This window comes from Janthinobacterium sp. BJB446, assembly GCF_002735655.1.
Classification (GTDB): domain Bacteria; phylum Pseudomonadota; class Gammaproteobacteria; order Burkholderiales; family Burkholderiaceae_D; genus Janthinobacterium; species Janthinobacterium lividum.
This window is the reverse complement of record NZ_PDZK01000002.1, coordinates 343,106-366,154: the sequence shown is the minus strand read 5'-3', so window position 1 is coordinate 366,154 and position 23,049 is coordinate 343,106. Positions and strand designations below refer to the sequence as shown.

Here is a 23,049-nt window from a genome sequence, read left to right as displayed (position 1 = left end):
CATGGGCGTGAACAATTTCGTCGTCAGCATCCGGGGCGTCAGCCAGCATTACGGCAAGACGGTGGCGCTCGACGGCATCGACCTCGATGTGCCGGCCGGCCGCATGGTGGGCCTGATCGGGCCCGATGGCGTGGGCAAATCGAGCCTGCTGTCGCTGGTGGCCGGCGCGCGCGCGGTACAGGAAGGCAGCGTCATGGCGCTGGGCGGCGACATGCGCGATGCGCGCCACCGCGACGACGTCTGCCCGCGTATCGCCTACATGCCGCAAGGCCTGGGCAAGAATCTGTATCCGACCCTGTCGGTCGAGGAAAACCTGCAGTTTTTCGCGCGCCTGTTCGGCCACGACGCGGCCGAACGCCGCCGCCGCATCGACCAGCTGACCCGCAGCACGGGCTTGCAGCCCTTCCTGGCGCGTCCGGCCGGCAAGCTGTCGGGCGGCATGAAGCAGAAGCTGGGCCTGTGCTGTGCGCTGATCCACGATCCCGACCTGCTCATTCTCGATGAGCCGACCACCGGCGTCGATCCGCTGGCGCGCGCCCAGTTCTGGGACTTGATCGCCGGCATCCGCGTGCAGCGCCCGCAAATGAGCGTGATGGTGGCCACCGCCTACATGGACGAGGCGCAGCGCTTCGATTGGCTCGTCGCCATGGACGACGGCAAGGTGCTCGACACGGGCACGCCGGCCGAACTGCTGGCGCGCACGCAGAGCGGCAATCTGGAAGCGGCCTTCATCAAACTGCTGCCGGAAGCCAAGCGCGCGGGCCACCAGCCCGTGGTCATCACGCCGCTGGACGCTGCCAGCGCGCAGGACGTCGCCATCGAGGCGCAAGACCTGACCATGCGCTTTGGCGATTTTACGGCTGTCGACCATGTGAATTTCCGCATCGGCCGCGGCGAGATCTTTGGTTTTCTCGGCTCGAACGGCTGCGGCAAGTCGACCACCATGAAGATGCTCACGGGCCTGCTGCCGGCCACCGAAGGCAAGGCCTGGCTGTTCGGCAAGGAGGTCGACTCCAGCGATATCGACACGCGCCGCAGGGTCGGCTACATGTCGCAGGCATTCTCTCTGTACAGCGAGCTGACGGTGCGCCAGAATCTGGTGCTGCATGCGCGCCTGTTCCACGTGCCCGACGGTGAAATAGGGGCGCGCATCGACGAAATGGCGCAGCGCTTCGACTTGCGCGCGGTGATGGACGACTTGCCCGACAGCCTGCCGCTGGGCATACGCCAGCGCCTGTCGCTGGCCGTGGCCATGGTGCACAAGCCGGAAATGCTGATCCTCGACGAACCGACGTCCGGCGTCGATCCGATTGCGCGCGACAATTTCTGGCGCCTGATGATCGAGCTGGCGCGGCGCGACCGCGTCACCATTTTCATTTCCACCCACTTCATGAACGAGGCCGAGCGCTGCGACCGCATCTCGCTGATGCATGCCGGTAAAGTGCTGGTCAGCGATGCGCCGGCCGAACTGGTGCGCAAGAAGGGCGCGCCGTCGCTGGAAGCGGCTTTCATCGCTTACCTGGAAGAGGCGGGCGGCGGCACGGCGCCGGCGGAGCAGGAAAGCGAGGTGCCCGCGCAGAAGGCTGAAGTGGCCGCACCGCAGCAGGAACACCGGCGCAGCCGTTTCAGCCTGAGCCGCATGCTCAGCTACATGTGGCGCGAGACACTGGAACTGCGGCGCGACCCCGTGCGCCTGACCCTGGCGCTGGGCGGCTCCGTGTTGCTGCTGTTCGTCATCGGCTTCGGCATCAGCCTGGACGTCGAAGACCTCAGTTATGCGGTGCTTGACCACGACCAGACCACCCTGAGCCAGAATTACACGAACAACCTGGCCGGTTCGCGCTACTTCGTCGAACGTCCGCCCCTGCGCGACTATGCCGATATCGACAAGCGCATGCGCAGCGGAGAATTGTCGCTGGCCATCGAGATCCCGCCCGGCTTCGCGCGCGACGTGCAGCGCGGCGCGCCGGCCCAGGTGGGCGCGTGGATCGACGGCGCCATGCCGATGCGCGCCGAAACCGTGCAGGGCTACGTGCAGGGCATGCACCAGCTGTGGCTGGCCGACCAGGCCTTGCACCGCTATGGCATCACGATGAACAACCCCGTCGCCATCCAGACGCGCTACCGCTACAACCCGGACGTGAAAAGCCTGCCGGCCATGGTGCCGGCCGTGATTCCCCTGCTGCTGCTGATGCTGCCGGCCATGCTGGCGGCGCTGTCCGTGGTGCGCGAAAAGGAACTGGGCTCCATCATCAACCTGTACGTGACGCCCGTGACGCGCCTGGAATTCTTGCTCGGCAAGCAGGTGCCGTACGTCGTGCTGGCCATGTTCAACTTCGTCCTCATGGCGCTGCTGGCCGTCACCGCCTTTGGCGTGCCGATCAAGGGCAGCTTGCCGACCCTGATCGGCGCCACCTTCATCTTCAATATCTGCGCCACCGGCATCGGCCTGTTCGCCTCGACGTTTACGCGCAGCCAGATCGCGGCCCTGTTCGTGACCATGATCGGCACCATGATCCCGGCCATCCAGTTTTCCGGCCTGCTCAATCCCGTCTCGTCGATGGAAGGCGTGGGCAAGGCCATCGGCCTGATGTACCCGGCCACGCACATGCTCAATATCAGCAGGGGCGTGTTCAACAAGGCGCTGGGCTTTGGCGATCTGCATGCCTCGTTCTGGCCCCTGATCGTGGCCATTCCCGTGATCCTCGGCGTGACGGTGGCGCTGCTGAAGAAACAGGAGAGCTGATATGCGGCATCTTGAAAATATCTACCGCCTGGGCGTGAAGGAAATCTGGAGCCTGATCCGCGATCCGATGATGCTGATCCTGATCCTCTACACGTTTACCTTGGCGATCTACGTGGCCGCCACGGCCAAGCCGGAAACCCTGCACATGGCGTCGATCGCCATCGTCGACGAGGATGGCTCGCCCCTGTCCGGGCGCATCGCCTCGGCCTTCTTCCCGCCGCAGTTCACGCCGCCAGCCATGATCAACCAGAGCCAGGTCGATGCGGGCCTGGACGCGGGCCAGTACACCTTCGTGCTGACGATACCGCCCAAGCTGCAGGCGGACGTGCTGGGCGGGCGCCAGGCGGAATTGCAGCTGAACGTGGATGCCACGCGCATGAGCCAGGCTTTCAGCGGCAGCGGCTACATCCAGCAGATCGTCGCCGGCGAGGTGTCCGAATTCGCCAAGCGCTATCGGGGCGCGACCGTCTCGCCCGTGGAGCTGGTGATGCGCGCGCGTTTCAATCCGTCGCTGAGCCAGGCCTGGTTTGGCTCGCTGATGGAGCTCATCAACCAGGTGACGATGCTGTCGATTATTCTCACGGGGGCGGCCCTGATCCGCGAGCGCGAACACGGCACCATCGAGCATTTGCTGGTGATGCCGGTGACGCCGGCCGAGATCATGCTGGGCAAGGTCTGGTCGATGGGCCTCGTGGTGCTGCTGGCTGCCGCCCTGTCGCTGAACCTGGTGGTGCGCGGCATGCTGCACGTGCCCATCGAGGGTTCCATCGCGCTGTTCCTGTGCGGCGCGGCGCTGCACCTGTTTGCCACCACCTCGATGGGCATCTTCCTCGCCACCGTGGCGCGCAGCATGCCGCAGTTCGGCATGCTCCTGATCCTCGTGCTGCTGCCGCTGCAGATGCTGTCGGGCGGCAGCACGCCGCGCGAAAGCATGCCCGAACTGGTGCAGAACATCATGCTGATCGCCCCGACCACGCATTTCGTCGAGTTGAGCCAGGCGATTCTGTACCGGGGTGCCGGCATCGACGTGGTGTGGAAACCGTTCCTGGCCTTGCTGGCCATCGGCACGGCCCTGTTTACCTTCGCGCTGGCGCGCTTTCGCAAGACCATCAGCCAGATGGCGTAGCCCCCGCGCCGGAATGGTCCGGCGTTTTTTGCATGAAAAGGATAGCCATGAAGATCGAAGCTGCACCATTTTTCTCCACCGGCGGCTTGCCGTCGCTGGGCGTGCTGGGCGACTATGCGCGCGACTCGTGGCAGCGCATCGTGCTGTATGCGGACGTGATGCGCCGGCGCGGCAACCAGTACCAGGAGCACATGGCCGAGGAAGTGCCGAACGTGCTGGACTTCCCCGCCGAACTGGTGATGTCGGGCCTGGACCTGGCGCGTCCCGTCAACTACGGCCTGGCGCGCATCTTGACGCCCGATGCGCCGGAGCCCGATCCATCGAAGCGGCCATTCGTCGTCGTCGATCCGCGCGCCGGACACGGTCCCGGCATCGGCGGCTTCAAGGCGGAAAGCGAGATCGGCGTGGCCCTGCGCGCCGGCCACCCGTGCTACTTCATCGGCTTCCTGCCCGATCCCGTGCCGGGACAGACGGTGGAAGACGTGATGCACGCCGAGGCGGCCTTCCTGGAAAAAGTCATCGCCCTGCATCCGCTCAGCGAAGGCAAGCCCGTCGTCATCGGCAATTGCCAGGCGGGCTGGCAAATCCTCATGACGGCGGCGATGCGCCCGGAATTGTTCGGCCCCATCATCGTGGCCGGCGCGCCCGTGTCCTACTGGGCCGGCTGGCATGGCCGCAACCCGATGCGCTACGCGGGTGGGCTGATGGGCGGAAGCTGGGCCACGGCGCTGGCGGGCGACCTGGGCAACGGCCGCTTCGACGGCGCCAGCCTGGTGCAGAATTTCGAAAAGCTCAACCCGGCCAATACCCTGTGGAGCAAGCAGTACAACCTGTATGCGAACATCGATACGGAAGCGCCCCGCTACCTGGAATTTGAAAAATACTGGGGCGGCCATGTCTTCCTCAACGACGTCGAGATGCAGTACATCGTCGACAATCTGTTCATCGGCAACCGCCTGGCCACGGCGGAATTGATTACCTCCGACGGCGTGCGTCTGGACTTGCGCAATATCCGTTCGCCCATCGTCGTGTTCTGCTCGAACGGCGACAACATCACGCCGCCGCCGCAGGCGCTGGGCTGGATCACGGACCTGTACCGCGACGACAAGGATGTGCTGATGCACGACCAGACCATCGTATATGCCGTGCATGACAGCATCGGCCACCTGGGTATCTTCGTCTCGGCCAAGGTGGGACACAAGGAACACCAGAAATTCGCCAGCAATATCGACCTGATCAACCTGCTGCCGGCCGGCATCTACGAAGCGAGGATCGTCGACAAGACGCCCGATACGCCGAACGCGGACCTGGCCAGCGGCGACTATGTGCTGCAGGTCGAACACCGCGGCATCGACGACGTGCGCGCCATCGTGCAGCCAAGCGTGGAAAACGACCGCAAATTCGCCGCCGCCGCGCGCGTGTCCGAAGTGAACCTGGCCCTGTATCGCACGTTTGCGCAGCCGTGGGTGCGCGCCATGGTCACGCCGCAGACGGCGCGCTTCCTGCAGCTCGCGCATCCGCTGCGCGTGTCGTACGAGCGCTGGACGGACCATAATCCGCTGGCCAGGCTGGTGGCCAAGGAGGCGGAAAAAGTGCGCGCCCACCGCCAGCCGGTATCGCCCGACAACCCGCTGCTGGCCATGCAGGAAGCCATTTCCGGCGCCATCACGGCCGGCTTGAACAGCTGGCGCGACTGGCGCGATACGCTGCAGGAAACCACCTTCGACCTGGTGTATGGCTCGCCGCTGGTGCAGGCGCTGACGGGACAAGCCATCGGCGATACGGCGCCGCCGCGCCCCCATCCCGGCATTTCGCCCGAGCATTGCGAATACGTGCGCTGCGAAACGCGCAAGATGGACGAGGACATGCAGCGGGGCGGCCTGGTGGAAGCGGCCGTGCGCGCGCTGTTCTACATCTACCGCTTCCGCATGATCGCCGACGAGCGCAGGGTCAACCTGGCCCTGAAACTGATCAAGCCGCAATACCGGCAGGATATCGGCATGGAGGAATTCCGCGGTATCGTGCGCCAGCAGGCGCGCTTGATGCTGCATGATTTCGATGCGGCCATCGCGGCCTTGCCGACCTTGCTCTCTCGCGCCGACCCGGACGACATCGGCGCGCTGGCCGAGTGGCTGCAGCAAGTGCTGCAAGTGCCCGAGGCGCCGACGCCGGACGAGGAGGCGAGCCTGCAGCAGATGCTGGACGTCTTCGACCGCGCGGTCAAGGCGCAAGCGAAGGCCTTGCCGTCGGACGCGGGCGCATCCCCTGCCGGGCCAAAAGCCAAGCCGGCCAAACACATTACCCCTGTATAGAAGACCACGATGACCACTACCCAAGACGATGATTTGCATATCGTGCGTAACCGCACCTTCGACCAGATCGCCATCGGCGACACTGCCAGCATCACGCGCACCCTGAGCATGGACGATATCGCCCTGTTCGCGGTGATGTCGGGCGATGACAACCCGCAGCACCTCGATACCGAATTTGCCGCCGCCACCCGCTACCAGGGCGTGATCGCGCACGGCATGTGGGGCGCGGCCCTCATTTCCGCCGTGCTGGGCACGCGACTGCCCGGCGCCGGCACCGTCTACACGGGCCAGACTCTGCGCTTTCTGCAACCCGTGCGCGTGGGCGATACGCTGGCCATCAGCGTCACCGTCACGGCGCTCGAGCCGCGCAGCCGCCACGTGACGCTGGCTTGCCGCTGCGTCAACCAGCAGGGTGCCGTGGTGCTCGATGGCGAGGCGCAGGTGATCGCGCCCGCCGAGCAGATCGAACGCAAGCGCGCCACCTTGCCCGAAGTGCGCCTGCATAACGGCGACGGCACGCGGCGCCTGCTGGAACACGCGCGCACCCTGGGGCCGATCAGGGTCGCCGTGATCCACCCTTGCGATGAACTGAGCCTGTCGGGCGCGCTTGACGCCTACGCGGCAGGCTTGATCACGCCCGTGCTGGTGGCGCCGCGCGCGCGCCTGGAGGCGGTGGCGCTGGAGGCGGGCCTGAGCCTGGAAGGCATCGCCATCGAAGACGTCGAACATAGCCATGCGGCCGCCGCGCGCGGCGCCGAACTGGCGGGCAAGGGCGAAGTCGAGGCGCTGATGAAGGGCAGCCTGCACACGGATGAGCTGATGTCGGCCGTGCTGTCGGCCAGCGCCGGCCTGCGCACCAAGCGCCGCATCAGCCACTGCTTCCTGATGCAGACGCCCGCGTATCCGCGTCCCTTCATCATCACGGACGCAGCCATCAATATCGCGCCGAACCTGGCCATGAAGGCCGACATCGTGCGCAACGCCATCGACCTGGCGCACGTGATCGGCGTGGCCTGCCCGCGCGTGGCCATCCTGGCCGCCGTGGAAACGGTGAATGCGGACATGCCGGCCACCCTGGATGCCGCCGCCCTGTGCAAGATGGCCGACCGTGGCCAGATCACGGGGGCGATCCTCGACGGCCCGCTGGCCTTCGACAATGCCGTGTCGATCGCCGCCGCCACCGTCAAGGGCATCGTCTCCGAGGTGGCGGGCCGCGCCGACATCCTGCTGGTGCCCGACCTGGAAAGCGGCAACATGCTGGCCAAGCAGCTCGAATACATGGGCGACGCGGACAGCGCCGGCATCGTGCTGGGCGCGAAGGTCCCCGTCATCCTGACCAGCCGCGCCGATTCGCGCGCCAGCCGCATCGCCTCATGCGCCATCGCCGTGATGCTGGCCAACCATTACCGGAGCACGCCGCCATGAATGAAGCACTCCAACATGCCGACGGCACCCTGATCCTGGTGCTCAATTGCGGCTCGTCGAGCATCAAGTTCGCCCTGTTCGAGCAAGCGGGCGGCGTGCTGCCGCAGCAGGCGCAATGGAGCGGCAAGGTAGAAGGCATCGGCCGCGAAAACGCCACGTACCGCGCCGGCGGCCTGCCGGCAATCGCCTTGCAGCTCGATGCAGAGCAGCCGCATCACGCGGCCCTCGAATACATCCGCGCGCAAGTGGTGGCGCAGCTGGCCGGGCGTCCGCTGCGCGCCGTGGCGCACCGCGTGGTGCATGGCGGCAGCAAGTATTTCGCCCCCGTGCGCATCGATTTCAAAGTGCTGGCCGACCTGAAAAGTTTTGTGCCGCTGGCGCCCCTGCACCAGCCGTTCGCGCTGGAGGCGATCGAGGTGCTGCTCGAATCGCGCCCCGACATCGCCCAGGTGGCGTGCTTCGACACGGCCTTCCACCACACGGTGCCGCAGGTCGAGCAGATGCTGGCCCTGCCTTACGATGCGTGGGAGCGGGGCTTGCGCCGTTACGGCTTCCACGGCCTGTCGTACGAATACCAGTCGCTGGTGCTGGAGCAGCGCTTCGGTGCCGTCGCGCGCGGCAAGGTCATCGTGGCCCACCTGGGCAGCGGCGCCAGCCTGTGCGCCATGGAGAACCTGCACAGCGTGGCCACCACCATGGGCTTTTCCGCGCTCGACGGCTTGATGATGGGCACGCGCTGCGGTTCGCTCGATCCGGGCGCCGTCATCTATCTGATGGAGATCGAAAAGCTGTCGCTGGAAAAAGTGGCGCATGTGCTGTACCACGAGTCGGGCTTGCTGGGCGTGTCGGGCGTGTCGGCCGACCCGCCGGTCTTGCTGGCGCAGCAGGACCGGCAGGATGCCACGGGCGAGCGTATCCGCGCCGCGCTGGCCTTGTATATCCGCCGTATCGTGCGCGAGATCGGCGCCCTGACGGCCGTGCTGGGCGGACTGGACATGCTGGTGTTTACGGCAGGTATCGGCGAACACAGCGCCGAGCTGCGCCAGCGCATCTGTGCCGAGCTGGGCTTTATTGGCCCCGTGCTCGATGCGGATGCCAATGCGCGCAACGCCAGCCGTATTTCCACCGATGCCAGCCGCATCGTGGTGGGCGTGGAGCCGGCCAACGAGGAGTGGGTGGCGGCGCGCCACGCGGCGCTGGCCGTACGGGCATGAGGTCCTGAAGCGTACAGCCGCGCTCGATGGGAAATTTGCCGAATTGCACATATTTTCCGTTGAGTGCGCTAACGCACTGTGTGGTTTGCCAGTTATCTTTACTATGAAGTCATGCCATTGCGCTACATCAAGAAACAGCGCGATGCCTGGCAAATTTTGAACATTTTGCCCGCCTTTAGTAAGAATAAAATTAAACCATATTGAAAGGTCTCATCATGAACAAATTACTCGCCGCCCTGATCGCTACCCTGTTTGCCACCGCTGCCATCGCGCAAACGTCGCCAGTCACCCCAGCCGTTGCCAGCGCCCAGGCGTCTGCGCAGCATGACATCAACAAGGCTGCCAACAAGGAAGCCAAAGTCGATGCCAAGGCTGACGCCAATGTCGCCAAGGCTGAAATGAAGGCTGACGAAAAGAAAGCCGACGCCCAGCACAAGGCGAACAAAACCAAGGCCAAGGCCCACGACAAAGTGGCCGATGCCGATCCGGAAGACAAGATGAAGGCGCAAGCCAAGGCTGACAAGGCTGCCGCCAAGGCCGATGCGAAAGCAGGTAAAACCTCCGTGAAAGCGGATGCCAAGGTCGCCAAGGAAAAAGTGGAAGCGAACGCCGATAAAGCCATCGCCGCCACCAAGACGGAAGAAGCCAAGGCCAAGGCCGACGCTGAAGTCAAGGCCGCCGCCGCCAAGTAATCCCCTGTTTGCGGGCCACGGCCTGCAAGCCCAAAAGACAGCTTCGGCTGTCTTTTTTTTTCGTCTGCCACTTTTCTTTTGCACCGCTTGCCAGTCTTGATCTGGCGCAAATGCTCCTCTTTTCGCCGTGCCATAGTGAATTGGCAAACAGACGAAGGGAGATATCATGAGCACCGCTAAAACGAAAAAAACGCCGGCTACCGGTTCGGCGGAAGGCGCGCCTGCCGTGTCCGCCATGCAGCCCATGCCGGTCGAAGGCGACATGCAGGCTGGCGACGCTGCGGCGGGCGGCGACGCCATGGCTGGGCCGCGCCTGGGCGTGTCGTATGCCGACCAGGCTGCGCTTACCCAGGGTACGGCCGCCGCGGATGCCGGCGCCATGCCGGGCGGCGGCATGCAGCAGGCACCGCAGGGCATGGCGGCCACCAGCTGCATGCAGCTTGGGGCTGGCGGTGGCATGGGTGGCGATGGTGGCGGTGGCGGTGGCATGGGGGGCAGCGACGGTGGACAGGGCGGCGGTACACCGCAGAAGCGCACCTGCGCCACGATGGACGTGCATCGCCGCCTGCTGAGCGAAGATCCATCGTATGCGAACGTGCGCGCCGATATCGAAAACCTGGCCGGGCTCTACGAGGGCGACGGCAGCATTGCCGGACGTTCCGGCGTGACGCAGATACCGGTGGTGGTGCACGTGGTGTGGAATACGGCCGCGCAGAATATTTCGGATGCGCAGATCGCCAGCCAGATCGATGTGCTCAATCGTGACTTCCGGCGCGTCAACCCGGATGTCAACAGCACGCCGGCGCCATTCCTGCCCCTGACGGCCGATGCGCGCGTGGAGTTCGCGCTGGCCACGACCGATCCGCATGGCGCGGCCACCAGCGGCATCGAGCGACGCCAGACGACGGCGGCTTCGTTTGGCGCGGACGATGCCGTCAAGTCGCAGGCGACGGGCGGCATGGATGCCTGGCCGGCCGACAGCTACCTGAATATATGGGTGTGCCAGCTGGGCGGCGGCTTGCTGGGCTACGCGCAGTTTCCCGGCGGCCCGGCCGCCACCGACGGCGTGGTGATCCTGCAATCGGCCTTTGGCACGACCGGCACGGCGGCGCCGCCGTTCCACCTGGGGCGCACGGCCACGCATGAAATCGGCCATTGGCTGAATCTGAACCATATCTGGGGCGACGACGGTACCGGGTGTTCGGGCACGGACAACGTGGCCGACACGCCGAACCAGGGCGGGCCGAACACGGGCCAGCCCTCGTTTCCGCAGGTGTCCTGCAGCAACGGGCCGAATGGCGACATGTTCATGAACTATATGGATTACGTCGACGATCCCGCCATGTTCATGTTCACGGCGGGACAGGTGGCGCGCATGCAGGCCTGTCTCGATGGCCCGCGCGCCAGCATCGGCACGGGCGGCACAGGTGCAGGCGCCACGCCGCGCCAGAGCTCGTCTCCCGTCGTGGCCTGGGGCGCGACCCGCCTCGACGTGTTCGTGCTGGGCACGGACCGCGCGCTCTACCACAAGGCCTGGAATGGCACGGCCTGGGCGCCGTCCGTCACCGGCTATGAAGGGCAGGGCGGCATTTGCACCAGTGCCCCGCAGGTGGTGTCGTGGGGGCCGAACCGGCTCGACGTTTTCGTCACGGGCACCGACAGCGGCTTGTTCCACAAGTGGTGGAATGGCACGGCCTGGGGGCCGTCGCTGACCGGCTATGAAGCGATGGGCGGCTTGTGCGTGGGCGACCCGCGCGCCGTGGCCTGGGGACCGAACCGCCTCGACGTGTTTGTCGTCGGCACGGACCGCGGCCTGTATCACAAGTGGTGGAACGGAGCCGCCTGGGGGCCGTCCTTGACGGGGTACGAAGCCATGGGCGGTATCTGCCTGGGCCAGCCGGAAGCCGTGGCCTGGGGGGCGAACCGCCTCGATGTCTTCGTCGTCGGCACGGACCGGGCCCTGTACCACAAGTGGTGGAACGGCACGGCCTGGGGACCGTCGCTGACGGGCTATGAACGCCTGGGGGGCATCTGCACCTCGGCGCCGAAGGCCGTGGCGTGGGGACCGAACCGCCTCGACGTCTTCGTCACGGGCACCGATGGCGCCCTGTACCACAAGTGGTGGGATGGCGCGAAATGGGGGCCGTCCATCGACGGCTTCGAGCGGCTGGGCGGTATATGCGTGGGCGAAGTGGAAGCCGTGTCGTGGGGTGCCAACCGGCTCGACCTGTTCGTCATCGGCACGGACAGCGCCCTGTATCACAAGGCGTGGAATGGATCCGCCTGGTCGCCATCCGTGACTGGCTTTGAAAGCCTGGGCGGCATATGCACCTCGCGTCCGCGCGCCACGGCCTGGGCGCCGAACCGCCTCGACGTCTTTGTCACGGGCACGAATGGCGCCCTGTTCCACAAGGCGTGGAACGGCACGGCCTGGTCGCCTTCCGTGAGCGGCTATGAAAGCCTGGGCGGCGTGGTATCGTGTTTCTGACATCCATGGTTGACACGGGAGGCGGCATGCACGGCATGACAACGGCACTGCCCAGCGGCAGCTGGACGCATTCCTTCGAGGAGGATGCAGACGGTATCGAGGTGTACCGGCCCACGGCCACGTTCGTCTTTCCTCCCAGCCGCAAGGGGCGCAAGGTGCTCGAGTTCGGCGCGCCCGCCGGCGCCACGGCGCAAGGGGAGGCGACATTGACGTCCATGGCGCCCGGCCCCGATGACCGCCCCCGCGCCGGTCCCGTGACCCGGCTGGTACCCGTGGGCATGGGCCGCTATGCGCTGGGCGATGCTGGCGGGGCGCAGGACGTGATCGACATCGTTGAAGCGACGCCTGAGATGCTGCGCCTGTCGCGGCGTCAAGGATGACCCAGGAGCTTGTGCGCGAGCGCCGTGCGGTTGCCCACGCCCAGTTTCTGGTAAATCGCATGCAGCTGGTTGCGCACGGTGGCCGGCGACTTGCCCAGTTCCCTGGCGATGCTTTTATACGGCAATCCTTCGGCCGCCATGGCCGCCACCAGCCGTTCGGCCGGGGTCAGGCGCTGCATGGCAGCCTGCCTGAAACCTTGTTTGTCATCGCTGTTCTCCTGTCGCTGGGCGGCGTGCCGGTGGCATGCCTGCAGGGATAACGGGAGCGCGGGACATATCTGTCAAATTATCTGTGAAATGTTTTTTCCTGTGCGGCTGCGCGGCGATGGGCGAAAAAAAAGACAGGCGAACCTGTCTTTTCGTATGGCCGGGTGCCGATCAGCCGATGGCCGCCATGGAGACCGGTTTCAGCTTGGCCGCCAGCGCCTTGCCTTTCTTGGCGCGCTTGCCGAAGTGTTCGGCCAGGGCCGTGGCGCCCAGCGATGCATCCTGCGGTTTCGAAGCCCTGCCGATGCCCGAGACCACCACGCCGCGCTGGGTGATCGGCTGCACGGCCAGCAGCTTGTCTTTCGCATCGAGGTCGATCAGCTTGACGCCGGTGCCGCCCTTGGACAGGGTTTTCATTTCATCGAGGCCGAACACCAGCAGGCGTGCGCCTTCCGTCAGGCAGGCCAGGGCGCTGGCCGCCTCGGGGATGACTTTCGGCGCCAGAGGCACGTCGCCATCGTCCAGGGTGATGAAGGCCTTGCCGCCTTTCAGGCGGCTCGTCATGTCGCCCGCCTTGGCGATGAAGCCGTAGCCTGCGCTCGACGCCAGCAGCAAATTGGTGGCGCCATTGCCCGCAAAGTAATGGAGGATGCGCACGGCGTTGCCCGGCGTGCCGCCGCTCAGGTCGCACAAGGTCGTGATCGGCACGCCATCGCCGCGCGCGTTGGGCAGCGCGGAGACGGGAACCGAGTAAATCTTGCCGTTGTTGCCAAAGCCCAGCAGGGTGTCGACCGTGCGGCACTCGAAGGCGCCATGCAGGGAGTCTCCCGCCTTGAACGTGAACTGCGCCGCATCGTGGCCGATGCCGGTACGCGCGCGCACCCAGCCTTTTTCCGAGATGATGACGGTGACCGGTTCATCGACCACCTTCTGCTCCGCCACGGCTTTCTGCGCTTCCTCGATCAGGGTGCGGCGCGCGTCGCCGAACTGCTTGGCGTCCGCCTCGATTTCGCGGATGATGGCGCGCTTCATCGAACCCGGATTGTCGAGCAGGTCTTGCAGCGATTTTTCTTCCTTGCGCAGCTCGGCCAGTTCCTGCTGGATCTTGATCGTTTCCAGGCGCGCCAGCTGGCGCAAGCGGATTTCCAGGATGTCGTCGGCCTGGCGTTCGGACAGCTTGAACGCTTCGATCAGGGCCGCCTTCGGTTCATCCGAATTGCGGATGATCTGGATCACCTTGTCGATATTGAGCAGGATCGCTTCGCGCCCTTCCAGGATATGGATGCGGTCCTTGACCTTGCCCAGTTTGTAGCCGGTGCGGCGCGTGACGGTCTCGAAGCGGAAGTCGATCCACTCGCGCAGGATGTCGCCCAGGCCTTTCTGGCGTGGACGGCCATCGCCGCCGATCATCACCAGGTTGATCGAGGTCGACGATTCCAGCGAGGTGTGCGCCAGCAGCATCAGCATGAATTCCGTCTGGTCCTGGTTCTTCGACTTCGGTTCGAACACGAGGCGCACGGGCGCGGCGCGGCCCGATTCGTCGCGGATGGTGTCGAGCGAATTGAGGATCAGCGCCTTCAGGGCCACCTGGTCCGGCGACAGCGCCTTCTTGCCCAGCTTGATCTTCGGATTCGTCAGTTCCTCGATTTCTTCCAGCACCTTCTGCGACGAGGTGCCTGGCGGCAGTTCCGTCACGACGGCTTGCCACTGGCCGCGCGCCAGTTCCTCGATCTTCCAGCGCGCACGCACCTTCATGCTGCCACGGCCGCTCGCGTACATGTCCTGGATCTGCGATGGCGGGGTGATGATCTGGCCGCCGCCGGGGAAGTCGGGGCCGGGAATGATGGCCATCAGCTCGGCGTGCGTCATCTTCGGATCGCGGATCATGGCGACAGCCGCTTTCGCCACTTCCGCCAGGTTGTGCGACGGGATTTCCGTCGCCAGGCCCACGGCGATGCCGGAGGCGCCGTTGAGCAGCACCATCGGCAGGCGCGCCGGCAGCAGCTTCGGTTCTTCCGTCGAACCGTCGTAGTTGGGCTGGAAGTCCACCGTGCCCATGCCGATTTCATCCATCAGCAGCTTGGCGATCGGCGTCAGGCGCGCTTCCGTGTAACGCATGGCTGCGGCGCCATCGCCATCGCGCGAGCCGAAATTGCCCTGGCCATCGATCAGCGGATAGCGCAGGGAGAAATCCTGCGCCATGCGCACCAGCGCGTCGTACACGGACTGGTCGCCGTGCGGATGCAATTTACCCAGCACGTCGCCGACCACGGCCGCCGATTTGCGGGGCTTCGCCGTGGAATTGAGCCCCAGCTCATTCATCGCATACAGGATGCGGCGCTGCACGGGCTTCTGGCCATCGCACACGTCGGGCAGGGCGCGGCCCTTGACGACGGAGATGGCGTAATCGAGATAGGCGCGCTCGGCAAAGGTGGACAGGGTCAGCGCTTCGCCGTCGAATACCGGTTCATCCGGCTCGATCGGCTCAGGCTGGGCATCGTCAAATAAATTGGTTTGTGTGGACATGGCGCTTGTTTCGGTGTTAAGTGGTTGCGGTTGAATTCGTGGGGTTGATTATGACAGCCCGGGTTTGGAAAAAGACTTGCTATACGTCAGATACATGTAGCGCAAGGTCAGATACAGCACGGCCAGGGCCAGCTCGACACTGTTATGCATCATCGGCATGGCGCGGATGGCCGGGGCGTGGCCGGCCAGCACGAAGCTGGCGAGCGACGGCACCAGCACCACCGGCCAGATCGTCTTCCATTTGAAATCGGTGGGGGAAAACAGCAAGCCGGCGCACGACCAGGCATACAGCGCGGCGCCGACGAGGGCGGCCGGCAGCAGTTGCAAATACAGTTGCAGCAGCAAGCCCGCGCAACCGATCAGCCATGCCGCGCGCAGGCGGGGCAAGAGCGCCTCGGGGAAGCCGCAATCGCCATACAGGCCGGTGGCGCTGCGCAGGGCCAGCGCCGCCAGGCAGAATATCAATGGCATGGCCTCGCCGATGGCCAGCGCCGCAGGGCCTTTGCCGCTCATGAACATGGCGGCGAACAGCGACAGGCCGAGGCACAGGAGCAGCAGCATGCCATGCAGCAGTTGGCGGTTCATCGCGTACGCGAGCAGGGCCGACGCGCACAAGCCGGCCGCGGTAACGAGGCGCATGGTCTCGCTGCGTTCGGGCAGGAACAGCAGCAGCGCCAGCACGAGGTAGGGCACGATCCAGCCCAGTTGCCGCAAGCCTGGCCGCTGCCACAGCGTGGGCAGGCGTTCCTGCAGTGCTTCCTGCAGCGTGTCGAACCGCGCGAACAGGGGTGCCGGCCAGCGCAAGGCATGCATGGCCAGCAGAGCAAAGGCGAGCGCCTGGAAGCCCAGCAGGCTGGCATAGGCGGCCGTGTCGCCAAGCTTGAAGCCGGCCGCATCGAGCACGCCAGCGAGCATGAAGTGCAGCACGAAACCCAGGCCGCCCGAGGCCAGCGCCGTCTGCTTGAAGTAGCGCTTGGCATGGACGGCCTGCTCCCATTGCTCGAACAGGTCCGTATCGAGCTTGTAAGCCAGCATTTCGCCGTGCTGCCAGCGTATCGCGTGCAGCAGTTCGCGCAGCTGCAGGTTGAATTTTTGATCGAACAGCTGGCGCGCGTAGGCCGATGGCGGCTGCTGCGACATGATGCAGTCCAGGCCGGGATAGCTGTCGCGGTTGTCGCTGAAATGGGCAAACGAGTGGTCGGCCCGGTAGCGCTGCACGGCGCCGCGCACCAGGTCCGCATGGCTGCGCGCCAGGTAGGAAAAATCGTGGTCCCAGCCCAGCTGCTCGAACAGGGCCTGGCGCAGCGGCAGCGTATAGCCGGCGCTGGCGCAATAGCGCAGCGCGCACAGGTCGAATTCCTCGCGCACGTCGAGGTTCAGCATGGCGTCGTCCTGCAGTATTCCCGCCAGCACCTCGCTGGCATCCGCGTGCCGCGTCTGCGCCAGGCAGCCTTGCCACAGGTTGGCCGCTTCCTGCGCCGGATCGATGGCGATCACGCCCCATTGTTCTGGCGGCGGCGTCTGCTCCTGGGCTATGACGCCCCACAGTTCTGCGGGCGGCTCCTGCGCGGGTTCATCGATGACGCCCCACAAGTCGGCCGGTTCCATCGGCGGTGCTTCTGGCGCTTCCGCTTCCGCTTCGGCCGCTGGCGGTTCCGGTAATTCCTCGGCAAACAGGTGCGCATGGCGCAGCGCGTATTCATACGCTTCGCGCAGTTCCTGGAAGGCGGCCGGATCGTCTTCGGGACGCGTCACCTTCAGACGCTTCGCATACGCGCGCTTGAGGGCGCGCTCGTCGCCGGTCGGCTCCGTGCCCAGGATTGCCCACAGGCTGCGCTGTCCGTTGTCCATGCCGCCGTCCATTTACAGGAAGCTCTCGCTCTCGACCTGGCGCAACACTTCGTCGAGCGCCTGGCGTGCCTTGCGGATGGTGTTCGGGTCCTGCGTTTCCAGCGCGGCCTGGAAGTTGGCCGTGTGCGCTGCCAGGTACTGGCGCACGTCGCCCAGAGACTGTTCGTACAGCCGGTCGGCGCGCGTGACCAGGGTGCGGTTTTCCATCTGCTCGCGCGGGTGGATCTTCAGGTCGGCCAGTTCCGCAAAGCGCTGCTCGATCTGTTCCGGCGTCATCACGCCCGCGTTGTCGCTGATGATCATCTTGTGCTTTTCCTGCGTGGCCAGCACTGTCACTTCCGCTTCCAGCACGCCGCTGACGTCGTAGGTGAAGCGCACGTCGATGCCGATTTCGCCCGCCTTTTTCGCGGGTATCGGGAAGCTGATCTTGCCGAGGAAGACGTTGTCGGCCACCAGGCGCGACTCGCCCTGGAAGATAGCCACGTTGATTTCCTTCTGGTTGTCGTGGATGGTGGTGATGTTTTCCGTGCGCGAGACGGGCACCACGGAATTGCGCTCGATGATGGGCAGGTAATGCCCGCCTTCATACTGGTTCGCGCCGACCTGGCGCGAAATGGAAATGCCCAGCGAGTACGGCGCCACGTCCGTCATGACCACTTCGTCGAGCGCCGCGTCGCGCATCTTGAGCCCCGCTTGCACGGCGGCGCCCAGCGCCACGGCTTCGTCCGGATCCAGGTGGATGGCGGGGAAGCGGCCGAACATGCGCGAGACGAGTTTGCGCACCAGCGGCATGCGCGTGGCGCCGCCGGCCAGCACTACTTCATTCAATTCCGCGGCGCGGATGGTGGCGTCGCGCAGCGCCCGTTCCACGGGCAGGCGCAGGCGGGCCAGCAGGGGCTCGCACAATTGCGCCAGTTTGTCTTCGCTGATCTCCCAGCTGTATTCCTTGTCCTGGTAGCGCGTGGCCATGCGCACGGATGGCTGGTCCGACAGCAGGCGCTTGACGCGCTCTGCCTCATCGCGCAGCAGCTGCTGCTGGCGCGGGTCGAACAGGCGGCTGCCGGCCGCATCGCGCAAGCCGCTGCCTTCCAAAAAGGCGTCGACCAGCACGGTGACGAAGTCTTCGCCGCCCAGAAAATTGTCGCCGGCCGAGGCGCGTACTTCCATCACGCCTTCGAACAGTTCCAGGATCGACACGTCGAAGGTGCCGCCACCCAGGTCGAAGACGAGGAATTTGCTTTCCTGTTCCTTGTCGCGGATGCCGTAGGCCAGCGCGGCGGCCGTCGGCTCGTTCAGCAGCCGCTCCACGCGCAAGCCCGCCAGCTGGCCGGCGATGCGCGTGGCCTTGCGCTGCGCATCGCTGAAATACGCGGGCACGGTGATGATGGCTTCCTCGACCTTGTGCCCCAAAAAGGCTTCGGCATCTTCCTTCAGCGCGCGCAGCACCATCGACGACAGCTCTTCCGGACGGAATTGCTGCGTGCCGAGGGTGATCTTCTTTTCACTGCCCATGTAGCGCTTGAAGACGGCCGCCGTCAGCTGCGGGTGCGTCTGCAGGCGCTCGCGCGCGGCGCGGCCCACCAGCACGGTGCCGTCGTCGTCGATGCTGACGCACGACGGCGTCAGGTGTTCACCGAGCGCATTCGGGATGATGGAAGCCTTGCCATCGCGCCAGATGGCGACCAGGCTGTTGGTGGTGCCCAGGTCGATACCGATGATCATCAGATATCCGCCTCCGCCTCATTGCCGTGTTCTTCGATCCAGGCGCGGCGTCCGGCCGCTTCGCCTTTGCCCATCAACATATTGAAGCGGGAGGCCGAGGCCATGTGGTCGACTTCACCGAGCGTGACGGGCAGCAGACGGCGCGTGTCCGGGTTCATCGTCGTTTCCCACAGCTGCTCGGCATTCATCTCGCCCAGGCCCTTGAAGCGCGAGATCGACCAGGCGCCCTGTTTCACGCCTTCCTTGCGCAGCTTGTCCTCGATGGCGAGCAGTTCGCCGTCGTCGAGCGCATAGATTTTCTGCATCGGCTTCTTGCCGCGCGCCGGCGCATCCACGCGGTACAAAGGCGGGCGGGCGATGCAGATGTGTCCCTTGTTGATCAGGGCCGGGAAGTGCTTGAAGAACAGCGTCAGCAGCAGTACCTGGATGTGCGAGCCGTCCACGTCCGCGTCGGACAGGATGCAGATCTTGCCGTAGCGCAGGCCGGACAGGTCGGGCGTATCGCCCACGCTGTGCGGATCGACACCGATGGCGACGGCAATGTCGTGGATCTCGTTATTCGCGAACAGACGGTCGCGGTCCGTTTCCCACGAGTTCAAGACCTTGCCGCGCAGGGGCAGGATCGCCTGGAATTCCTTGTCGCGCCCCATCTTGGCCGAACCGCCCGCCGAGTCGCCCTCGACGAGGAACAGTTCATTGCGCGCGATGTCCGACGATTCGCAATCGGTCAGCTTGCCGGGAAGGACGGCCACGCCCGAGGATTTTTTCTTTTCCACTTTTTGCAGCGAGCGCTGGCGCGACTGCGCCTGCTTGATCACAAGATCGGCCAGCTTCTTGCCGTAGTCGACGTGCTGGTTCAGCCACAGTTCCAGCGGCGGCTTGGTGAAGGTCGAGACGAGGCGTACGGCGTCGCGCGAGTTCAGGCGTTCCTTGATCTGGCCCTGGAATTGCGGGTCCAGCACCTTGGCCGACAGCACGAAGGAAGCGCGCGCGAACACGTCTTCGGGCAGCAGCTTCACGCCTTTCGGCAGCAGCGAGTGCATTTCGACGAAGTTCTTCACGGCGCCGAACAGGCCGTCGCGCAAGCCCGATTCGTGCGTGCCGCCATTCGAGGTGGGGATCAGGTTGACGTACGATTCGCGCACGATGGCGCCTTCTTCCGTCCACGCCACCACCCAGGCCGCGCCTTCGCCTTCGGCAAAGCCTTCCGAGTCCGGGCCCGCGTATTGCGCGCCTTCGAACAGGGGAATCAGGGTTTCGCCATTCGATACCTGCGCCAGCGTTTCGGTCAGGTAGCCGCGCAAGCCTTCCGCGTACTGCCAGGTTTGCGTGTCGCCCGTCTTCGCGTTGGTGAGCGTCACGGTGACGCCCGGCAGCAGCACGGCTTTCGAGCGCAGCAGGCGTTGCAGCTCCGTTTGCGAGATGTTGGGCGAATCAAAATATTTTGCGTCGGGCCAGGCCGTGACGCGCGTGCCCGACTTCTTGCCGTCGCGCGGGGCGGGGCGGGAATTCAAGGGCTCGATCACGTCGCCATTCGCAAACACCATGTGGTGCAAGCCGTTGCCGTCGCTTTCCTTGCGCCAGACGGTGATTTCCAAGCGCGTCGACAGCGCATTGGTGACGGACACGCCGACGCCGTGCAGACCGCCCGAGAACGCGTAGGCGCCGCCCGAACCCTTGTCGAACTTGCCGCCCGCGTGCAGCCGTGTAAACACGATTTCCACCGTCGGCACGCCTTCTTCCGGGTGCAGGCCGACGGGAATGCCGCGGCCATTGTCTTCGACGGTAATGCTGCCATCCGTGTTTTGCGTGACGGCGATATGCGTGCAATGACCGCCCAGCGCCTCGTCGGAGGCATTGTCGATCACTTCCTGAATGATGTGCAGCGGATTTTCAGTGCGGGTGTACATCCCCGGGCGCTGCTTGACGGGTTCCAGTCCTTTCAGGACACGGATGGATGATTCGCTGTAGTCGGATGCTGGTTTTTTAGTGGCCATACGTGTTCAAGCTAAGTAAAGACAGTGGTTGGAACGCCAGGCCAGGGCACTGCGGGCGCAATGACAGCGGCGGCGATAACTGTATGAATATACAGTATATCCCGTCCAGCGTCACTGGGGGAGGGCAGTGCGGCAGGCTTGGCGTCCTTGTGCGGACGCTCGCGCATTCTATCTTGATCGGCGGGCAATAGCGCTACTCCAAGGCAACAACAGTGCGCCGCGCGCGTGGTTTTGCGCCAATTGTGCTGGATTTTATGCGGTAAAGCCCCCGTTTTTACATCTTGTTTACAGCTGCCTCCCCAGTCTTTACGAATTTTTTAGACCCTTTTGGCTAATCTGCTCACTATCAAAACAAACCTGAATGAGGGTGGGAATGGATCTCGTGTATCTCGGCTTGATTGCCGTGTTTTTCGTCGTGGCGGCCGGCTTTGCCGTCGCCTGCGACAAATTAGGGAGCGTCAAATGAACGCGTTTTATGTGCTGGGCGCCGTCGTCTCGGCTGGCCTGCTCGTGTATTTGCTGGTGGCGCTGCTGAAGGCGGAGGAGCTGTGATGACGACGCAATCGATACTGTTATTGGTGGCTTTCCTGGCCGTGCTGCTGGCCGCCGGCTATCCGCTGGGTCTGTACATGGCCAGGGTGGCCGGCGATGGCCCCGTGCGCGGCCTGGGCTGGCTGCAAAAGCTGGAAAACCTGCTGTACCGCTGGTCCGGCCTTCCCGCCGACAAGGCCATGGGCTGGAAAAGCTATGCCATCGCCCTGATCGTCTTCAATACCGTGGGCGCCGTCTTCGTCTACGGCCTGCAGCGCCTGCAGGGCTTCCTGCCACTCAATCCGCAGGGACTGGGCGCCGTCAGCCCCGATTCCTCGTTCAATACCACCGTCAGCTTCGTCGCCAATACCAACTGGCAGGGCTACGGCGGCGAACAGACGATGAGCTACCTGACCCAGATGCTGGGCCTGGCGTGCCAGAACTTCTTTTCGGCGGCCACCGGCATCGCCGTGATCTTCGCGCTGGTACGCGGCTTCGCCTCGCGCTCGGGCAAGTCGATCGGCAATTTCTGGGTCGACCTGGTGCGCTCGACCCTGTACATTCTGCTGCCGCTGTCCCTGGCCCTGTCCGTCGTTTTCATGGGCGAAGGCATGATCCAGAATTTTTCCGCCTACAAGGAAGTGACCCTGCTCGACCACGTGGCGTATGAAACGCCGAAAGTGACGGCCGACGGCCAGCCCGTGCTGGATGCGGCCGGCAAGCCCGTGATGGAAGCGCAAGTGGCGACGACGCAGACGATCGCCATGGGCCCTGTCGCGTCGCAGGAGTCGATCAAGCTGCTGGGCACGAATGGCGGCGGCTTCTTCAACGCCAATTCCTCGCATCCGTATGAAAACCCCACCGTGCTGTCGAACTTCCTGCAGATGCTGGCCATCTTCATCATTCCCGCCGGCCTGTGCTTCACGTTCGGCCGCATGGCGGGCGACATGCGCCAGGGCTGGGCCGTGCTGGCCGCGATGACCCTGATCTTTGTCGTCATGACGGCCGGCGTGATGAGCGCCGAGCAGCAAGCCAATCCTGCCCTGCAGGCGCTGGGCGTGGACCAGCAGGCCAGCAGCCTGCAATCGGGTGGCAATATGGAAGGCAAGGAAACGCGCTTCGGCATCAGCTCCTCGACCCTGTTCGCGGCGGTGACGACGGCCGCTTCGTGCGGCGCCGTCAATTCCATGCACGACTCCTACATGCCCCTGGGTGGCATGGTGCCGCTGCTGCTGATGCAGTTCGGTGAAGTGATTTTCGGCGGCGTGGGCACGGGCCTGTACGGCATGCTGATGTTCGCCATCCTGGCCGTCTTCATCGCCGGCCTGATGATAGGCCGCACGCCCGAATATCTGGGCAAGAAAATCCAGGCCTATGAAATGAAGATGGTCTCGCTGGCCATCCTGGTCACGCCAGCCCTGGTCTTGACGGGCACGGCGATCGCCGTAATGGTCGAACCGGGCACGGTTGGCGTGGCCAATCCGGGCGCGCATGGCTTCTCGGAGATCCTGTACGCCTTCACGTCGGCGGCCAACAACAACGGCAGCGCGTTTGCCGGCCTGTCCGCCAACACGCCGTTCTACAACGTGATGCTGGCGATCGCCATGTGGTTCGGCCGCTTCGGCGTGATCGTGCCCGTGCTGGCGGTGGCCGGTTCGCTGGCGGCCAAGCAGCGCCTGTCGGCCAATGCCGGCACCATGCCCACGCACGGCCCCATGTTCATCGGCCTGCTGATCGGCGTTGTCGTGCTCGTCGGCGTATTGAACTACGTTCCCGCGCTGGCCCTGGGCCCGATCGTCGAACACCTGCAACTTTTCATCAAATAAGAGGCT

General features: G+C 64.8%; 15 protein-coding genes. 10 read left to right on the top strand and 5 right to left on the bottom strand.

What is annotated here, in order from left to right:
• Position 1 precedes the first annotated feature (1 nt).
• The 8 genes from rbbA to CSQ92_RS17305 all read left to right on the top strand — a co-directional run bounded on the left by rbbA (position 2) and on the right by CSQ92_RS17305 (position 12,383).
• Positions 2-2,746 carry a ribosome-associated ATPase/putative transporter RbbA gene (gene rbbA / locus CSQ92_RS17340; protein WP_099394888.1) on the top strand — a complete coding sequence of 915 codons (2,745 nt, stop codon included), beginning with the start codon at positions 2-4 and terminating at the stop codon, positions 2,744-2,746.
• Position 2,747: 1 nt separating this feature from the next.
• Positions 2,748-3,872, top strand: coding sequence for an ABC transporter permease (locus CSQ92_RS17335; protein ID WP_034780330.1), 1,125 nt, complete (start codon positions 2,748-2,750; stop codon positions 3,870-3,872).
• Positions 3,873-3,919: 47 nt separating this feature from the next.
• Entirely contained in the window at positions 3,920-6,184 is a 2,265-nt protein-coding gene (locus CSQ92_RS17330; protein ID WP_099394887.1) for a DUF3141 domain-containing protein, read from the top strand.
• A 9-nt stretch (positions 6,185-6,193) separates the two neighbouring features.
• Positions 6,194-7,609: a bifunctional enoyl-CoA hydratase/phosphate acetyltransferase gene (locus tag CSQ92_RS17325; protein ID WP_099394886.1), complete on the top strand. Its 1,416-nt coding sequence runs from the start codon at positions 6,194-6,196 to the stop codon at positions 7,607-7,609.
• Positions 7,606-8,823: an acetate/propionate family kinase gene (locus CSQ92_RS17320; protein ID WP_099394885.1), complete on the top strand. Its 1,218-nt coding sequence runs from the start codon at positions 7,606-7,608 to the stop codon at positions 8,821-8,823. The genes CSQ92_RS17325 and CSQ92_RS17320 overlap by 4 nt, the downstream gene beginning before the upstream one ends.
• Positions 8,824-9,038: 215 nt before the next feature.
• Positions 9,039-9,515, top strand: coding sequence for a hypothetical protein (locus CSQ92_RS17315; RefSeq protein WP_034780321.1), 477 nt, complete (start codon positions 9,039-9,041; stop codon positions 9,513-9,515).
• Between the two features lie 166 nt (positions 9,516-9,681).
• Positions 9,682-12,003 (top strand): M43 family zinc metalloprotease, encoded by a 2,322-nt coding sequence (locus tag CSQ92_RS17310; protein WP_218964076.1) that lies wholly within the window; start codon positions 9,682-9,684, stop codon positions 12,001-12,003.
• A 26-nt stretch (positions 12,004-12,029) separates the two neighbouring features.
• Complete coding sequence (locus CSQ92_RS17305; RefSeq protein ID WP_139179220.1) at positions 12,030-12,383, top strand: hypothetical protein; 354 nt, start codon at positions 12,030-12,032, stop codon at positions 12,381-12,383.
• On the opposite strand, the gene CSQ92_RS17300 is transcribed toward CSQ92_RS17305, so the two are convergent.
• The 5 genes from CSQ92_RS17300 to CSQ92_RS17280 form a co-directional block, all read right to left on the bottom strand.
• Positions 12,374-12,562 (bottom strand): helix-turn-helix domain-containing protein, encoded by a 189-nt coding sequence (locus CSQ92_RS17300; RefSeq protein ID WP_099394884.1) that lies wholly within the window; start codon positions 12,560-12,562, stop codon positions 12,374-12,376. The genes CSQ92_RS17305 and CSQ92_RS17300 overlap by 10 nt on opposite strands.
• 199 nt (positions 12,563-12,761) lie before the next feature.
• The gene (gene parC, locus CSQ92_RS17295) at positions 12,762-15,116 is read right to left on the bottom strand and encodes a DNA topoisomerase IV subunit A (RefSeq protein WP_034780316.1); all 2,355 of its coding nucleotides are present in this window, start codon (positions 15,114-15,116) and stop codon (positions 12,762-12,764) included.
• 48 nt (positions 15,117-15,164) lie between these two features.
• Complete coding sequence (locus CSQ92_RS17290) at positions 15,165-16,967, bottom strand: J domain-containing protein (RefSeq protein ID WP_143450382.1); 1,803 nt, start codon at positions 16,965-16,967, stop codon at positions 15,165-15,167.
• A 12-nt stretch (positions 16,968-16,979) separates the two neighbouring features.
• Positions 16,980-18,689 (bottom strand): molecular chaperone HscC, encoded by a 1,710-nt coding sequence (locus CSQ92_RS17285; RefSeq protein WP_034780312.1) that lies wholly within the window; start codon positions 18,687-18,689, stop codon positions 16,980-16,982.
• Positions 18,689-20,686 carry a DNA topoisomerase IV subunit B gene (locus tag CSQ92_RS17280; protein ID WP_034780309.1) on the bottom strand — a complete coding sequence of 666 codons (1,998 nt, stop codon included), beginning with the start codon at positions 20,684-20,686 and terminating at the stop codon, positions 18,689-18,691. Before CSQ92_RS17280 ends, CSQ92_RS17285 begins: the two co-directional genes overlap by 1 nt.
• Before the next feature lie 462 nt (positions 20,687-21,148).
• Here CSQ92_RS17280 and kdpF point away from each other — a divergent pair, with 462 nt between their 5' ends.
• Positions 21,149-21,238, top strand: a complete 90-nt coding sequence (gene kdpF / locus CSQ92_RS17275) for a K(+)-transporting ATPase subunit F (protein ID WP_034746483.1) — start codon at positions 21,149-21,151, stop codon at positions 21,236-21,238.
• Positions 21,238-23,043 carry a potassium-transporting ATPase subunit KdpA gene (gene kdpA / locus CSQ92_RS17270; protein WP_099394882.1) on the top strand — a complete coding sequence of 602 codons (1,806 nt, stop codon included), beginning with the start codon at positions 21,238-21,240 and terminating at the stop codon, positions 23,041-23,043. Before kdpF ends, kdpA begins: the two co-directional genes overlap by 1 nt.
• The last annotated feature ends 6 nt before the right edge of the window (positions 23,044-23,049 follow it).

Excerpts from the sequence above, each read along its gene's own strand:
- CSQ92_RS17335 (WP_034780330.1), top strand. The coding sequence starts at position 2,748 with ATGCGGCATCTTGAAAATATCTACCGCCTGGGCGTGAAGGAAATCTGG.
- CSQ92_RS17315 (WP_034780321.1), top strand. The coding sequence starts at position 9,039 with ATGAACAAATTACTCGCCGCCCTGATCGCTACCCTGTTTGCCACCGCT.
- CSQ92_RS17285 (WP_034780312.1), bottom strand. The coding sequence starts at position 18,689 with ATGATCATCGGTATCGACCTGGGCACCACCAACAGCCTGGTCGCCATC.
- CSQ92_RS17310 (WP_218964076.1), top strand. The coding sequence starts at position 9,682 with ATGAGCACCGCTAAAACGAAAAAAACGCCGGCTACCGGTTCGGCGGAA.
- kdpA (WP_099394882.1), top strand. The coding sequence starts at position 21,238 with ATGACGACGCAATCGATACTGTTATTGGTGGCTTTCCTGGCCGTGCTG.
- CSQ92_RS17300 (WP_099394884.1), bottom strand. The coding sequence starts at position 12,562 with ATGCAGCGCCTGACCCCGGCCGAACGGCTGGTGGCGGCCATGGCGGCC.
- kdpF (WP_034746483.1), top strand. The coding sequence starts at position 21,149 with ATGAACGCGTTTTATGTGCTGGGCGCCGTCGTCTCGGCTGGCCTGCTC.
- CSQ92_RS17305 (WP_139179220.1), top strand. The coding sequence starts at position 12,030 with ATGCACGGCATGACAACGGCACTGCCCAGCGGCAGCTGGACGCATTCC.
- parC (WP_034780316.1), bottom strand. The coding sequence starts at position 15,116 with ATGTCCACACAAACCAATTTATTTGACGATGCCCAGCCTGAGCCGATC.
- rbbA (WP_099394888.1), top strand. The coding sequence starts at position 2 with ATGGGCGTGAACAATTTCGTCGTCAGCATCCGGGGCGTCAGCCAGCAT.
- CSQ92_RS17280 (WP_034780309.1), bottom strand. The coding sequence starts at position 20,686 with ATGGCCACTAAAAAACCAGCATCCGACTACAGCGAATCATCCATCCGT.
- CSQ92_RS17325 (WP_099394886.1), top strand. The coding sequence starts at position 6,194 with ATGACCACTACCCAAGACGATGATTTGCATATCGTGCGTAACCGCACC.
- CSQ92_RS17330 (WP_099394887.1), top strand. The coding sequence starts at position 3,920 with ATGAAGATCGAAGCTGCACCATTTTTCTCCACCGGCGGCTTGCCGTCG.
- CSQ92_RS17320 (WP_099394885.1), top strand. The coding sequence starts at position 7,606 with ATGAATGAAGCACTCCAACATGCCGACGGCACCCTGATCCTGGTGCTC.
- CSQ92_RS17290 (WP_143450382.1), bottom strand. The coding sequence starts at position 16,967 with ATGGACAACGGACAGCGCAGCCTGTGGGCAATCCTGGGCACGGAGCCG.